Here is a 14,852-nt window from a genome sequence, read left to right on the forward strand (position 1 = left end):
ACGTGTTCAGTGAGAGGCGATGAGTGGATGGACTTGTGAAATAAATTCAGCAACGGATTAGCGCTAATCGGTCTATGGTGTATATCATTTCCGTATCAATACATTCGGGCCTTAACGCACAAGGAAAACGATTCTGTATGCAAATAAGCAGAGCGGATGTCGCCGATCTCATTTATTTCATGGCTATTGCACGTCATCGCAGTTTCAGCCGTGCGGCGATTGAATTAGGTGTCAGTGCATCAGCGCTTAGTCATGCCCTGAAGGGACTGGAAACCCGGCTCGGGGTTCGCCTCCTTAATCGCACGACCAAGAGCGTTACACCTACGGCTGCAGGTGAAGAACTGGTTCAGTCTGTCCTTCAGCCTTTCGACAAGATAGAAGGCGCGCTTGAATCGCTTAACCGGTATCGTAATACCCCTACCGGACGTATCCGCATCAATGCTGCCGTTGAAGCGGCCAATCTTTTGCTTGCGCCAGTTATGCCCGCGTTTATGGATCGCTATCCCGATATTGAAATCGATATTGTGGCCAGCAACCGTATGGTTGACGTCACTGATGCGGGCTTCGATGCCGGTATCCGCTATGGTGGCACCGTCCCGGAAGACATGGTTGCCCGGCGTTTATCTGCCGATATTCGCTGGGTTATCGCAGCATCCCCCGACTACCTTGAACGCTACGGAACGCCTGAACATCCTGATGATTTATTACACCATCGCTGTATAAGCAATCGTCTCGGCGACGATCGGATTTATCGCTGGGAACTTGAGCGAGACGGCGAAACGTACCAAATCACTGTGCCAGGCTCTGTGACGGTCAATCAGGCTGAAACGGGCCTTGTGGCCGTATTGGGCGGAGCCGGCCTGATGTATTTTCCGGAGCCTCTTGTTGCACCCTATGTGAAGGATGGCCGGCTCCGCCTGGTGCTTACGGAGTGGTCACCGCTGGAGGAAGGTTTTCATATCTATTATTCAAGCCGCCGGCAATTGCCGACCGGGCTTCGCCTTCTGATAGAGTTCATACAGGAGGCCAGGCCGCTGGGGTTGTGAAATAGCGCTTCCATACTGAACGAGGCGTTATCGTCCCGTAGCGGATATCAGAAAATCAATCAGGGCCTTCACTCTTTTCGTTTTACCCGCGTTTTTGGGGTAATAGAGATACACTGGCGGGTAGGTTTTCCAGTAGCTCTCCATCACGGGTATAAAGCGCTCCCTGTCCGGCTGTAACTGCAAGATGGGTTCAAACAAACGTCCGATTCCCAGGCCGTTACGGATCCCGTCTGCCATAACGTCAATATCGTTGCTGATTAACTGCCCGGGCATCTCAACCGTCAACTGCTCTCCGCGATCGTTCAGAATCAACGGAAGGATGCGGTTGTTAGTAATAAAACGGTAGCCAATGAGCTTGTGTTGACTGAGGTCAGCCGGCACCTCGGGCATTCCATGCTCGCTGATATAAGCTGAGGATGCATATAACCCTTCACGAAAGGGTTTCATTAACGGCCGCGCCACCACCCCACCTTCGAGGATATCGCCAAAACGGATCCCAAGATCAAAACGCTCTTCGATAACATTCACGGTACCGTCGTAAACCGAAATTTCAAGCTGTATACCCGGATATTGCTGACAGAATTTCGCCATTGCAGGCTTAAGAATTAACAGATAGGCAAAACGCGAGAGCGTGATTCGCACGATACCAGAGGGCTCCTGATTCTGGTCGCGAATGCTTTCAAGCGAATGTTCCAGCGACTCCACCGCCGCAGCGGTCTGTTCCAGCAACAGCTGCCCAGTTTCCGTCAGCTCAATACGGCGGGTCGTACGCACAAAAAGCGGATGGCCAATATGATCTTCCAGCAGCTTAAGCGCATTGCTGACGGAGGGAGGCGTAATTTCCAGTTTTCTTGCGGCTGCCGAAATATTGCCCTCACGTGCAATGCTCTGAAAGATCCGTATCTGGTTATACAGGGCGTTATTCATAATGTTTTCCTAAAGCAATCTCCGCCTGATTATTAAGTACAGTCTAAAGATGCTTAAGTCAATGCTCCTCTAATCTTCATGAAATTCGCCTCTTATACTTTTATCTCTTTCTACAACGACCTGAGTTCAGGAGACTATGGTGCGAATTTTATGTCTGGATATCCCCGCACCTGGAGCATCGCTGGAAAAATATGCTCCACACCTTAACGCTGAAGCGCTGCACGCCTGGGGATTGTATAAATCCGGCTTCATCCGCGACATCTACTTCCGTCAGGACAGACCTGGCGTCGCTATTTTTCTTGAATGTGACTCTGTCGATGAAGCGATGAACGTAATGGCCGAATTCCCGCTGGCAAAAGCTGGCTTATTAAGCTTTGAGTGCATTCCGCTTGGCTCCTTTATTAACTGGGAAAATCTCTTTGCCGCTGAATACAAAAATAAATAGTGAGGCCCGATATGAAACCTGCAGATAAACCCGTGCTGTGTGTCGTTTCCAGCCATCCGATTAAAGGCGCATCCGGTGTACCAACCGGTTTTTTCCTGGCCGAGCTGACCCATCCGCTGAAAGTACTGGAAGATGCCGGACTAAAAACGATGATCGCCAGCATTCGCGGGGGACAGCCGCCGGTGGATGGATTTGACCTCAGTGATCCTGTCAACGCCTGGTACTGGAACGAAACCGATTTTCAGCAGCGCCTGGCAACAACACCAGCGTTATCCGAGCTAAACGGTACCGATTACAGCGCCGTTTTCTTTGCAGGCGGCCATGGAACCATGTGGGATTTCCGCGACAGCCAGGATGCCCAGCGTATTATCCGCGAAGTATATGAAAGTGATGGCATTGTCTCAGCCGTCTGCCACGGACCTGCGGCACTGGTTGACGCAAAGCTCAGTAGCGGCGAATACCTGGTGAATGGCAAAAACGTGGCGGCCTTTACCAACAAGGAAGAGGAAGAAGTTCACACTACAGATGTGGTTCCCTTCCTGCTTGAGACTGCACTTCGCGAGCATGGCGCGCTTCATCATGAAGCCCCGAACTGGTCTGAAAACGTGGTTACCGACGGTCGCCTTATCACGGGGCAGAATCCCGCTTCAGCGCACGGTGTCGGTGTGGCGCTGTTAAATGCCCTCCGTCAGTCAGCTTAATCCATTCATCTCTTTTTCACCGTTACTCACCCTCTTTGGCCGGTTTCCGTCAGCAACGTTCCGGCCTTTTTACAGGAGCTGAATATGAAAACACTACCTCCCGTCGCGCTGGGCACATGGTCCTGGGGCACAGGTTTCGCCGGTGGCGACTCCGTCTTCGGCAATCATCTTTCTGATATTCAGATGGCAGACGTGTTCACCACGGCCATGAGTAAGGGCCTCAATCTCTGGGATACCGCAGCAGTATATGGCATGGGGAGTTCCGAGGCAGCGCTGGGAGCATTAGTCCGTCAGTTCCCCCGCGAGGATATGACTTTATCCACCAAATTTACGCCGCAGATTGCGAACGAACAGTCAGCGCAGCCTGTCAGCGATATGCTTGAGGCCAGCCTCGGACGCCTGGGCGTGGACGCGATTGATATCTACTGGATCCATAATCCCCTCGACGTTGAGAAATGGACGCCAGGACTAATCCCACTTTTACAAAGCGGTAAGGTAAAACGCGTAGGAGTTTCCAACCATAATCTGGCACAAATCAGACGCGCCAACGAAATCCTTAACGCTTCCGGTTATTCCCTCAGTGCAGTACAAAATCACTACAGCCTGCTCTATCGCGCTTCTGAAGAGGCCGGAATCCTTGATTATTGCCGACAAAATATCATCACGTTCTTTGCTTACATGGTCCTGGAGCAAGGCGCGCTCAGTGGTCGTTATGATTCAAATCATCCCATGCCTGCCGGGAGTGACCGGGCCGAAAGTTATAACGCGGTACTGCCGCAGATAGAAAGATTGACCGCCGCCATGAAAAAAATGGGAGCCGAAAGGAATGCCAGCGTTGCACAGATAGCCATCGCATGGGCTATTGCAAAAGGTACCCTTCCCCTCGTTGGTGCGACTAAAGTCCATCACGTTCTGGACGCCGCCTGCGCTTCAGACATCCAGTTACGCGATGAGGAAATCATCATGCTGGAACAACTCGCCGCAGAGACCAGAGTGGATACACGAGGCGCCTGGGAAAAACCGATGGTGTAAGGTCCATCCGGAACAGACTGTCATGAATCACATTCACGTATGGACAGTTCCGGGCGATCCTAATCTCTATCACTTTTACTGCTTTGTATGAAGGGTGAGAATATGAAAATCATTTGCCTTGAAGAACATTATCTCGACAGCGAGTTAGGCCGAGCGTGTATGCCTGTTGCGCTTGAGCAGGCGCCTTTCCTTGGCGACTGGGGGAAAACCGTCGCTGATGGTCATAATCCTGACCGAAGCCGGCCGCAGATAGAAAAGAATGCGCTGATAAACGCGAAAGGCGCTGATTTGGGAAGCCGCCGCCTCAGGGATATGGATGAGGCTGGAATTACCCTTCAGATCCTTTCTGTGGGCGGATTCCCCCAGCTGGCACCTAAGGATGAAGCGGTAACATTAAATACCGCGGCAAACGACCGCCTTGCCGGGGCGGTAAGAAATCATCCGGATCGCTTCGCGGCATTTGCCACTCTTCCCTGGGCACAGCCGGAAGAGGCTGAAAAAGAGCTTGTCCGCGCAGTTGAAGAACTAGGGTTTAAGGGGGCACTTCTGAATGGCCGACCCTCTTCATGCTTTCTCGATAATCCTGACTATGACTCCCTGCTTTCCCGCTTTAATAAACTGAATGTGCCACTCTATCTTCATCCCGGATTACCGTTTAACAGCGTGCAACAGGCCTACTTCACGGGCTTCAGCGCAGAGGTCAACGCCCGGCTCTCTATGTTTGGCTGGGGCTGGCATCACGAAGCCGGGATCCATTTGTTACGGCTGATGTTATCGGGCGTATTTGATAAATATCCCCACTTGCAGGTAATCAGTGGCCACTGGGGGGAGATGCTGCCCTTCTGGCTGCAGCGTCTTGATGACAGCCTTCCACTGGCTGCAACGGGTCTGTCACGCACGCTAACGAGAACCTTCCAGGAGCACGTTTACGTTACCCCGTCAGGTATGCTGTCGCTGCCGCACTTCCAGTTTATCTACGCGTTAATGGGGGCAGAAAGGATCCTGTTCTCCGTCGATTATCCCTATCAGACCCTGGACGGTGTAAAAACCTTTATCGACAGTCTGCCCGTCAACAAGGCTGAAAAAGAGGCCATCGCATTTCGCAATGCAGAACGTTTACTGGGCATCACGGCGTAGTTCACGGGTTCGTGATGACCGGTACAATGAGAACAGTCGACCATTATTAGTTTTTGTCTAAAAGTGAATGAGTCTTTACTGCTCTAAAAAAAATAATGGTGTCACTCTATACTGGGTTAAACATTCATCAAATATATTTAACTCATTGAAATGAAAAATATCCTTATTGTTTCAGGCCATCCTGAGCTTACCCATTCCGTCGCCAATGCCACGATCCTTGATGAAGTGGCGACCGCCCTTCCCGAGGCTGAAATTCGTCGTCTGGACTGGCTCTATCCGGACGGAAAATTTAATATCGCTGCGGAGCAGGAAAGCCTGCTCAGGGCCGATGTGATTGTCTGGCAGTTTCCTTTTTCATGGTATGGGCTGCCCGGGTTAATGAAACAATGGCTGGACGAGGTCTTTGTCCACGGCTTCGCGCATGGCTCAACGGCGAAACTGGGCGGTAAAAAGCTGATCCTCTCCTTCACTACAGGGGCGCCGCAGGTGCTCTATACCGCTGACGGTTTCTTTGGCCATGCCATAGAAGAGTATCTTATTCCATTCGAGACCACGGCAAGGCTGTGCAATCTTGAGCTGCTGGCGCCGGTTTATACCTGCGGTATCAGCTATGCCGACCGGGATGCCGACAAAATCGCGCAGCAAAAAACGCTTGCCCGGGAACACGCTTCAAGGCTTGTCGATCTGCTCAATTCCGTCGTGAATAATCCAGAGGGAGAATAACGATGCAGTATACCCGGCTCGGTAAAAGTGACTTACTGGTCTCCCGCATCTGTATGGGATGTATGGGGTTTGGCGACCCGTTAACGGGCCAGCATCGCTGGACGCTGGACGAAACAGCAAGCCGGGACATCATCCGCTACGGTCTCGAAAAGGGTATCAATTTTTACGATACCGCCCTCGCCTATCAGAACGGCTCCAGCGAGCGATACGTTGGCCGGGCGCTGCGGGAGATGGCAAAACGCGAGGACGTGGTGCTGGCCACCAAGTTTCTGCCACGAACCGCCGCGCAAATTGCCGCGGGGATCGGCGGAAAAGAGGCAATAGCCCGATCACTCGACCAGAGCCTGCAGAATCTGGGGATGGACTACATCGACCTCTACATTTACCACATCTGGGATTACAACACGCCAGTTATTGAGGTGCTTGAAGCGCTTCATGCCGCCGTTACTGAGGGCAAAGTGCGCGCTATTGGTATATCCAATTGCTATGCCTGGCAGCTTGCGAAAGCGAACGCCCTTGCCGAACGCGAAGGGCTGACGGGCTTTGTTTCCATGCAAAGCCACTACAACCTGATTATGCGTGAAGATGAACGAGAGCTCTTCGGTCTGTGCGCTGAAGATGATATCGCCATGACCCCCTATAGCGCGCTGGCCAGCGGTCGTCTCTCCCGGAAAGAAGGCCACACGCGGCGAGCCTCCGAGGATGCCTATGCCCGCGGAAAATATGACAGCACGGCTGAACAGGATCGGAGCATTATCGAGCGCGTCGCCGAGCTTGCTGAACGACATCAGGTGTCCATGACGGAAATATCTCTCACCTGGCTGCTGACAAAAGTCACGTCACCTGTCGTAGGGGCCACAAAAAAAGATCACGTCGATGGCGCGGTAAACGCCGTAAATCTTCAACTGAGCCCGGAGGAAATCCGGTTTCTGGAAGAAACCTACCAGCCGCACGTTCTGACGGGGATCATGGCGCAAAACACGCCGCAAACGAAAGACGTTAATCAGGTCTGGACGCGGTAGCAAACAGTAATTTCAGTAAAAGGATCATCGTGAAAAAGCCCCTTATGCTTTTAATTTGTATGCTCATAAGCAGCCCTGTCTTTGCAACAAAACTGGACGCGCCGGATAAGCGAGTGATGAATCTCTTTGAGCTCGGCGTCAGGCCCGATCGGGACAAAGATTTTGCAGACGTAGCCAGACAGACGATTTCCGCTTCGGTTGATCATGAAGCAGGTACGCTGGCGATGTACGCCCTGCACCGCAGCGACAATCCACGTCAGGCATTCATGGTCGAACTTTATGAAAACGAAAGTGCTTACCGCAAACATCTGAATGCCGAACCATATAAGGCATTCGCTGCCCGGGCACCTGACATTATCGATCGGAAAAATAAAATCACCCTGGAGCCCCAATTTCTGGGGGACAAACACATCATACCGGATGAGCGAACCATTAATAATCTGGTGATCGTCGAGGTAAAGCCTGAATTTCAGACCGAGTTTAAAAACATCGTCCTGCCCGAAATGGCGGAATCGCTCAAAGTAGAGAAAGGCGTATTAGCGATGTATGCCGCTACAGATTCACAGACTCCGAACCGCTGGTATTTCTATGAGATTTACGCCAGTGAGGAAGCGTATCAACTGCACCGACAAACGCCACACTTCCGTGACTATCTCAGGCAAACGGCGCATATGAGCACCAGTAAGGACGCTATCCCGGTAAAACCGGTATTTCTTCGTAACAAAGGCGGAATCAAACAGGATCCGCACCGTTGACCAGTGAGGATTAACATGAAAAGCGTAATTGCAGCAGCGGCCATGTCGCTTGTTATTTCTGATTTTGCTACTGCTGAGGAAACAAAAGGTAAAGCGATGATGAAAATTGAACCTTCAGCGATTTCTGAAGCTGATATTCGTTCCGTCTCACCGGCTCTTGCGCGCTTTGGTCGAGAAGCCATTACTGAAGATCTGTGGACACGCGATGCCCTCTCGCCCAGGGATCGTAGTATGGTGACCGTCGCCATGCTAATTGCCAGAAACCAGCCTGGCGACCTTAAGCACTATATAGACATTGCCCTTGATGACGGCGTTACGCCAGCGGAGTTGTCAGAAATCATTACCCATCTGGCGTTCTACTCAGGTTGGTCAAATGCCATGTCAGCCGTCAGCGTGACCAAAGCAGTATTTGAAACTCGTGGCGTCACGGCAGATGTACTTCCTGAAGCTTCTCCGGACCTGCTTCCTCTCAATCAGGAAGCAGAAAAGCAGCGTTCAGAGACAGTGGAAAAAAATGTTGGCCCAATATCTCCGGGCCTGGTTAAATTCACTACAGATCCACTGTTCCTGGATCTCTGGCAAAGACCCGCGCTGAAACCCCGCGACAGAAGTATGATTACGGTCAGCGCGTTAATCGCATCCGGACAGAGCGCGCAGATTGGCTATCACCTCAATAGAGCAATGGATAATGGACTTTCTGTTGAGGAAGCTGGTGAGATCGTTACCCAGGCCGCGTTCTACGCTGGCTGGCCAAACGCATTTACTGCTGCTCCGGTTGTCGGAGAGGTGCTAAACAATCGATCATCGAGTAAAAGGTAATATTACTGAACACTAAAACCTGACGCACATCACAAAATTAGAACGAACAGTTCATGAACCAACAGGCGTGACATCGAGTGATTTATGGACAGCGTTTAACACAGTTATGAACCAAAACTGAGTTCATAACTGTGAGTTTGAATCGCCATTTGATTAATATGCATTTAAAACAGTTTGTTATACTGTTTCTGGTGCTGTCGTAAATTATGTATATTCCTCAAACCCAGAATAGTTAAATACGATATGCCAATAACCATTCTCTACGTGATAACCCGGCCTTCCCACTAACAAACGCCCCTTTTTTTAAGGAGCGTATGAGTAACGTCAATAATCACTGAGAGGCTTCGCAGCCGATTAATTCTCAGTCATCTGGCGACGATGCTGTTCAGCCTGCTGCTGATGGCTAGCCGAAGACTGGCCGTTATTCGCCGTCTCGTGTGCAATCGCCGCTTTCTCGTGTTCATTCACCGCAGAAAACGACGTCGCAGTTTCGTTAGTACTGCATGGACCGTTTTTGATCATCTCCTTATGCATGTCAGCCATGCTCTGGTGTGCAGCTTCTGTGTTGTTTTGCATCATGTCATGAGACATTGCTGCCTGTTCGTTGTTGTTTGTCTCTGCAGCCCAGCTGGATGCAGAAACCGCCAGGATGGCAATAACAGATAAAAGGAACTTTTTCATGGTTGTATCTCCGAAATTAAAGTGCTCAACAGTTGGTGGCCTTCTTTATAATGAATTATAAAAACCGGCCGCTGTTTATCGCATGACTGGCGAGTGACATTTCTGTCACTCCAGGGGCTTAATCCCTACCCTGATCCAGGACTCAAGGAGTGAGAGGGGCAAAACTTTGATTATTCAAATAATTAGAAGAGCATCCCGTCGCCTGCAACACTGTAACGAGGTGGCTACCAGCATAAGCAATACCTCCCCGACACAGCTGCAACAGCTAAAGACTCAGTTGGCTGAAGAAATGGGCAAACCTGTGGGTCTACACACCATGGGTATTCCGGCGGCAATCAGTACTCTCGGGGTAATTGTCAGCTTCGCGATTCCTCAGCTGTGGTTGGGCTATAGCGTACTCGCCGCACTCGGCCAGCCAGCCGAACGCGTATTCGTGTGGGTTGTGCTGATCGCCCTACTGTTCGCAGGCATCAACGGCGTGACGATGTTTATGATTGGCAAAGGCAGCATGCGCGCCGTGCGGTTACATCTTACGCTGGCGGTGATGAGTCTGGTATTAACGGCAGCCTATCTGCTGGCCGCGCTGAGCGGTAGCGCTGCTCCGGGCGTCAGTCTGACCGCTGCGATGGTGAGTACTGTCATGCTGGGGCTTAGCGGCAGCTGCATCTTCTCTACCGCTTTCTATAAGATGCTGCTATTTACTCTGCATAACAGAGCCTGGCGCAAACTGATCAGCAAGGCGCGCTAAGCATTCATCCCGTAAAAACCCGCCGCTACCGGCGGGTTTTTTTATGGCTTTTTATGTCTGCGCAACCAAATTAACTTATACGCCGCAGGAATAATAAACAGCGATAGCAGCGGTGCTGTAATCATCCCGCCGATCATGGGGGCCGCTATCCGGCTCATAACTTCTGACCCTGCGCCGGTCCCCCAGAGAATGGGCAGCAGACCCGCGATGATCACCGCGACGGTCATTGCCTTTGGCCGCACGCGCAGCACGGCACCATGATAAAGCGCCTCATCAAGCCCCTTTTCGGTGAACGTTTCCTGGCGGGACAATGCTGGATGTGCTTCTACGGCATGACGCAAATACATCAGCATGACCACCCCAAATTCTGCCGCCACCCCGGCCAGGGCGATAAACCCGGTGCCGGTTGCAACTGACATATGAAAACCCTGCCAGTAGAGGAACCATATCCCGCCGACCAGCGCGAACGGCAGGCTCATCAGGATCAGCAACGCTTCATCCACGCGACGGAACGCCAGATAGAGCAGAATGAAAATGATCATCACCGTCATCGGCACCATCAGCTTCAGTTTCTTGTTGGCGTGTTCGAGCAGTTCAAACTGTCCGGAGAATGACACGCTGGTACCCGGCCTCAGCTTCACGTTCTGACTGATGGCCGTTTTAATGTCGTTCACTACGGACACCATATCCCTGCCGCGGGCATCGATATAAATCCAGCTTGCAGGTCGGGCATTCTCCGTTTTTAGCATCGTGGGGCCGGAAACCACGTTGATATCCGCCACATCACCCAGCGTGATCTGCTGTTTCATCGGCGTCAGGATCGGCATCTGCCTCAACGCGTTCGGGCTGTTCCGGTAGTCCTGAGGATAACGAATATTAATCGGGTAGCGGGCCACGCCTTCCACCGTTTCCCCCACCGTCGCGCCGCCGATGGCCGAGGAGACGAACAGCTGCACGTCGCCCACCGTCATTCCATAGCGGGAGGCTTTCTCCCGGTTGATATCGACATCAATGTAGCGCCCGCCTTCCAGACGTTCAGCGAGGGCAGACACCACGCCTGGCACCGTTTTGGCGACTGCCTCTATGCGCTGCGCCGTGGCGTCGATATCAGCCAGAACGGTACCTGACACCTTGATACCAATGGGGCTTTTAATCCCGGTTGAAAGCATATCGATGCGGTTGCGGATGGGCGGAACCCAGAGATTCGCCAGGCCAGGCAAACGAACGGTCTTATCGAGCTCGTCAACGATCTTGTCAATCGTCATGCCGGGTCGCCACTGATCCTCAGGCTTAAGCTGAATGGTGGTTTCGACCATTTCGAGCGGCGCGGAATCCGTGGCCGTTTCGGCTTTACCGGTTTTACCAAACACCGACGCTACCTCAGGCACGGTTTTGATGAGTTTGTCCGTGGTCTGCAGGAGCGCCGCCGCTTCTGCCGGAGACACGCCTGGCAATGTCGAGGGCATATACAGCAGATCGCCTTCGTTGATCTTCGGTAAAAACTCGCCACCCACCTGGCTCAGGGGCCAGATCACCGTGAAGATGGATAATGCCGCAACCAGCAGGGTTGTTTTAGGCCAGTGGAGCACCCGAATCAGAAGTGGATGATAGGCGTTAATCAACAGTCTGTTCAGCGGGTTACGGGTCTCGGCAGGGATTTTACCCCGGATCCAGAATCCCATCAGAATGGGGATCACGATGATGGCCAGCGCGGCCGCGCCCGCCATGGCGTACGTTTTCGTGAAGGCCAGTGGACCAAACAGCCGCCCTTCCTGACCCTCGAGGGTAAAGATGGGAATGAACGACAAGGTGATGATCAGCAGGCTGATAAACAGGGCTGGCCCCACCTCAACGGAGGCACTGGTGATCACCTGCCAACGGGTGGCGTTGTCAATCTGTTCCCCCGGATGCTGGTGATCCCACTCTTCCAGCCGTTTATGCGCATTTTCAATCATCACGATGGCGGCATCCACCATTGCACCGACGGCAATGGCAATACCTCCGAGCGACATAATATTGGCGTTCAGCCCCTGGAAATGCATGATGATGAAGGCAATACACAGGCCAAGCGGCAGAGAGATAATCGCCACCAGCGCTGAGCGAATGTGCCAGAGGAACAGTGCACAGACGATGGCCACCACGATAAACTCTTCGAGAAGCTTGCCGCTCAGGTTATCAATGGCCCGGTCGATGAGCTGGCTGCGATCGTAGGTGGTCACAATCTCAACGCCTTCCGGCAGGCTGGCCTTCAGCGTCTCCAGCTTATCTTTCACCGCCGTGATGACCTCGCGCGCGTTTTTACCCGAACGCAGGATCACCACGCCGCCCGCCACTTCCCCCTGCCCGTTCAGCTCGGCAATACCGCGGCGCATTTCCGGCCCTGTTTGTACGCGGGCAACGTCACGCAGATAGATCGGTACGCCGTTCTCGCCGGTTTTCAGGACGATGTGATTGAAATCATCGATGGTCTGCAGATAGCCGCTGGCCCGCACCATATACTCCGCTTCCGCGATTTCTACGGACGATCCCCCTGCTTCCTGATTAGACGACTCAAGGGCCTGCTTAACCTCCGGCAGGCTGACGCCATACTGTGCCAGCTTTAACGGATCAACCTGAATCTGATACTGCTTCACCACGCCGCCGACGGAGGCCACTTCGGCCACGTTCGGGATCGTTTTCAGCTCAAACTTCAGGAACCAGTCCTGCAATGAGCGCAGCTCGGCGAGATCGTGTTTTCCGCTGCGATCCACCAGCGCATATTCAAATATCCAGCCCACGCCGGTGGCATCCGGGCCGATCTCGGAACTCACGCCAGCAGGGAGTTTGCCCTGAACCTGGTTCAGGTACTCCAGCACGCGCGAACGGGCCCAGTACAAATCAGTGCCATCTTCAAAAATGACATAGACATACGAATCACCAAACTGCGAAAAACCGCGCACGGTCTTAGCGCCGGGAACCGACAGCATGGTGGTGGTGAGTGGATAGGTCACCTGGTTTTCAACAATCTGCGGGGCCTGGCCGGGATAGCTGGTTTTGATAATCACCTGAACGTCAGACAGATCGGGCAAGGCATCAACCGGGGTGTTGATGATGGTCCATGTCCCCCAGACGCTGAGAAACAGCGCCCCCATCATAACCAGGAAACGATTAGCCACTGACCGCCGGATAATCCATTCAATCATCATCGTCTCCTTAATGGCCAGAATGGGCGTCGTCAGGGGTTTCAGCGTGGCGCATGCGCTCCAGCGCACCGGTAATATTGGCCTCCGAGTCAATCAGGAACAGACCGCTGACGACGACTGACTCCCCCTCTTCCAGCCCAATACCAATGCCGGACTGCTGCTGAGATTCATGCAGAACGTGGATCCTTTTCGGTACAAAATTCCCGTTAGCGTCAACGGTAATAACGCGCTGCTCTTTGCCGGTATCGATAACGGCCTGAGACGGAATCAGCAGCATTTCCTGACTTTGGGTATTCAGCTTCAGGTAGGCATTCATGCCAGGTTTCAGCAGCTCATCCTTGTTGGAGACCTGCAGGCGCACCTGCAGCGTACGGGTGGTTTGATCCACGCTCGGCAGAAGACTCCACTTTTCAACCGGGAAGGATTTATCCGGCCAGGCCGGTACCGAAACAGCAAACTGCGAGGTATCTTTCAGCAGATACGCAATCGATTCTGGGACCGCCGCGCCGATCCAGACCGGATCCATCCCCTGAATTTGCGCCACGACCTTATCTTTCGAAATATTCATCCCGGTGCGCAGGTCAAATGCCGTGATCACCCCGTCGATGGGCGCCCTGATGGTAAACCGGGTCTGGATAGTGCGGGTCGCACGCAGCCGCTGAATATCCTCATCCGGCATACCCGCCAGCCTAAGCCGTTCCAGAACCCCTTTAATCTGCGTGGGCGTTACACCGGTGCCGGAGAGCAGCAGGAACTCGCTCTGCGCTTCGACCCAGTCCGGAATGGTAATATCAATCAGCGGGGTGCCTTTCTTCACCTTATCGCCGATCGTCAGCGGGTAGACTTTCTCAACGAACCCATCCGCACGCGCCTGCACAATGACAAACTGATAGTCGTTATAGCTGACGTTGGCCGGGATCGTCTGGGCATAACTCAGCGTTCCGCGCGTCACTTTTTGCGTTTTTAATCCTAAATTCTGGACCTGCGTCGGATCGATACGGATACCGCCGCCGCTTTTATCGTCATTTTCGTCCGCATATTTTGGGACCAGATCCATATCCATAAACGGTGATTTACCGGGCTTGTCGAATTTCACGTCAGGCTTCATCGGGTCATACCAGAAAAGGACCTTTCTCTCCGCAACGCTATTTGCTGTTTTTACAGATGAATAAAGTGTCTGCCACGCCGTCACGGATATCAGCCCTCCGGCAATAAGGCTGCTGACTATCATGGCAGCGTATTTTATTTTTAATGAGGCCATGCCGTTTCTCGCTATTTAATGCTCTTTAGTAAAGAGATATTGCCCTGCTGAACAAATGAAAAATCAACGTGACTGCCGACCTTTAAGGCGTTGATGCTCTCATCGGCCTCAATAAAGGTGAAACGCATGGTCATCGCGGGCCAGCCAATCGCCGGGATGGCCTCATGAGAAATCGTGACTTTTTTATTGGTGAGATCAATGTCTTTCACGATACCGGTCCCGGTAATAACCTGCTCTGCGGCCCCTTCACGGGCGGCGCTCATCGCCTCGTGCTGATGAACCTCAGCCTGAAGGCCGGCAGAAAACGTCACGGCGATCGCACCGAATACCACGGCTTTAAGTGAATTACGCATTTTTAGTTTCCTCTTTAAGT

At 52.6% G+C, this 14,852-nt stretch carries 15 protein-coding genes; 10 read left to right on the top strand and 5 right to left on the bottom strand.

The window, feature by feature from the left end; all coding sequences use genetic code 11:
- Nucleotides 1-137: 137 nt before the first annotated feature.
- Nucleotides 138-1,046 carry a LysR family transcriptional regulator gene (locus ACMGGU_RS09450; RefSeq protein ID WP_015705386.1) on the top strand — a complete coding sequence of 303 codons (909 nt, stop codon included), beginning with the start codon at nt 138-140 and terminating at the stop codon, nt 1,044-1,046.
- A 27-nt stretch (nt 1,047-1,073) separates the two neighbouring features.
- Here the strand turns inward: ACMGGU_RS09450 and ACMGGU_RS09455 are convergent, their stop codons facing one another.
- On the bottom strand, nt 1,074-1,973 hold the full coding sequence (locus tag ACMGGU_RS09455) for a LysR family transcriptional regulator (RefSeq protein WP_045617329.1): 900 nt from the start codon (nt 1,971-1,973) through the stop codon (nt 1,074-1,076).
- Nucleotides 1,974-2,112: 139 nt separating this feature from the next.
- On the opposite strand from ACMGGU_RS09455, the gene ACMGGU_RS09460 reads away from it, so the two are divergent.
- The 8 genes from ACMGGU_RS09460 (at nt 2,113) to ACMGGU_RS09495 (ending at nt 8,607) form a co-directional block, all read left to right on the top strand.
- A complete protein-coding gene (locus ACMGGU_RS09460; protein ID WP_032663513.1) occupies nt 2,113-2,418 on the top strand; it encodes a hypothetical protein in 306 nt (101 codons plus the stop codon).
- 11 nt (nt 2,419-2,429) lie between these two features.
- Nucleotides 2,430-3,119, top strand: coding sequence for a type 1 glutamine amidotransferase domain-containing protein (locus ACMGGU_RS09465; protein WP_063621635.1), 690 nt, complete (start codon nt 2,430-2,432; stop codon nt 3,117-3,119).
- A gap of 84 nt (nt 3,120-3,203) precedes the next feature.
- Complete coding sequence (locus ACMGGU_RS09470) at nt 3,204-4,151, top strand: aldo/keto reductase (protein ID WP_420300474.1); 948 nt, start codon at nt 3,204-3,206, stop codon at nt 4,149-4,151.
- A 102-nt stretch (nt 4,152-4,253) separates the two neighbouring features.
- The gene (locus ACMGGU_RS09475) at nt 4,254-5,288 is read left to right on the top strand and encodes an amidohydrolase family protein (protein WP_196364563.1); all 1,035 of its coding nucleotides are present in this window, start codon (nt 4,254-4,256) and stop codon (nt 5,286-5,288) included.
- A 150-nt stretch (nt 5,289-5,438) separates the two neighbouring features.
- Nucleotides 5,439-6,011, top strand: coding sequence for an NAD(P)H-dependent oxidoreductase (locus ACMGGU_RS09480; RefSeq protein ID WP_420300475.1), 573 nt, complete (start codon nt 5,439-5,441; stop codon nt 6,009-6,011).
- A 2-nt stretch (nt 6,012-6,013) separates the two neighbouring features.
- Nucleotides 6,014-7,033 carry an aldo/keto reductase gene (locus ACMGGU_RS09485; protein WP_262780714.1) on the top strand — a complete coding sequence of 340 codons (1,020 nt, stop codon included), beginning with the start codon at nt 6,014-6,016 and terminating at the stop codon, nt 7,031-7,033.
- Between the two features lie 59 nt (nt 7,034-7,092).
- The gene (locus ACMGGU_RS09490; RefSeq protein ID WP_262780846.1) at nt 7,093-7,788 is read left to right on the top strand and encodes a putative quinol monooxygenase; all 696 of its coding nucleotides are present in this window, start codon (nt 7,093-7,095) and stop codon (nt 7,786-7,788) included.
- 15 nt (nt 7,789-7,803) lie between these two features.
- Nucleotides 7,804-8,607, top strand: coding sequence for a carboxymuconolactone decarboxylase family protein (locus tag ACMGGU_RS09495; protein WP_420300476.1), 804 nt, complete (start codon nt 7,804-7,806; stop codon nt 8,605-8,607).
- Nucleotides 8,608-8,961: 354 nt separating this feature from the next.
- On the opposite strand, the gene ACMGGU_RS09500 is transcribed toward ACMGGU_RS09495, so the two are convergent.
- The gene (locus ACMGGU_RS09500) at nt 8,962-9,288 is read right to left on the bottom strand and encodes a Silver-binding protein (RefSeq protein WP_229225882.1); all 327 of its coding nucleotides are present in this window, start codon (nt 9,286-9,288) and stop codon (nt 8,962-8,964) included.
- A gap of 301 nt (nt 9,289-9,589) precedes the next feature.
- Between ACMGGU_RS09500 and ACMGGU_RS09505 the strand changes: the two genes are divergently transcribed.
- Complete coding sequence (locus ACMGGU_RS09505; protein ID WP_420300477.1) at nt 9,590-10,036, top strand: hypothetical protein; 447 nt, start codon at nt 9,590-9,592, stop codon at nt 10,034-10,036.
- Between the two features lie 41 nt (nt 10,037-10,077).
- On the opposite strand, the gene silA is transcribed toward ACMGGU_RS09505, so the two are convergent.
- The 3 genes from silA to cusF are packed head-to-tail and all read right to left on the bottom strand — an operon-like array spanning nt 10,078 to nt 14,832.
- A complete protein-coding gene (gene silA, locus ACMGGU_RS09510; RefSeq protein WP_420300478.1) occupies nt 10,078-13,218 on the bottom strand; it encodes a Cu(+)/Ag(+) efflux RND transporter permease subunit SilA in 3,141 nt (1,046 codons plus the stop codon).
- A 10-nt stretch (nt 13,219-13,228) separates the two neighbouring features.
- Nucleotides 13,229-14,479 (bottom strand): efflux RND transporter periplasmic adaptor subunit, encoded by a 1,251-nt coding sequence (locus tag ACMGGU_RS09515; protein WP_417929153.1) that lies wholly within the window; start codon nt 14,477-14,479, stop codon nt 13,229-13,231.
- Between the two features lie 11 nt (nt 14,480-14,490).
- On the bottom strand, nt 14,491-14,832 hold the full coding sequence (gene cusF, locus ACMGGU_RS09520; protein WP_045910573.1) for a cation efflux system protein CusF: 342 nt from the start codon (nt 14,830-14,832) through the stop codon (nt 14,491-14,493).
- Between the last annotated feature and the right edge of the window lie 20 nt (nt 14,833-14,852).

Source organism: Enterobacter sp. BNK-8 (assembly GCF_048685095.1).
Classification (GTDB): Bacteria; Pseudomonadota; Gammaproteobacteria; order Enterobacterales; family Enterobacteriaceae; genus Enterobacter; species Enterobacter quasiroggenkampii.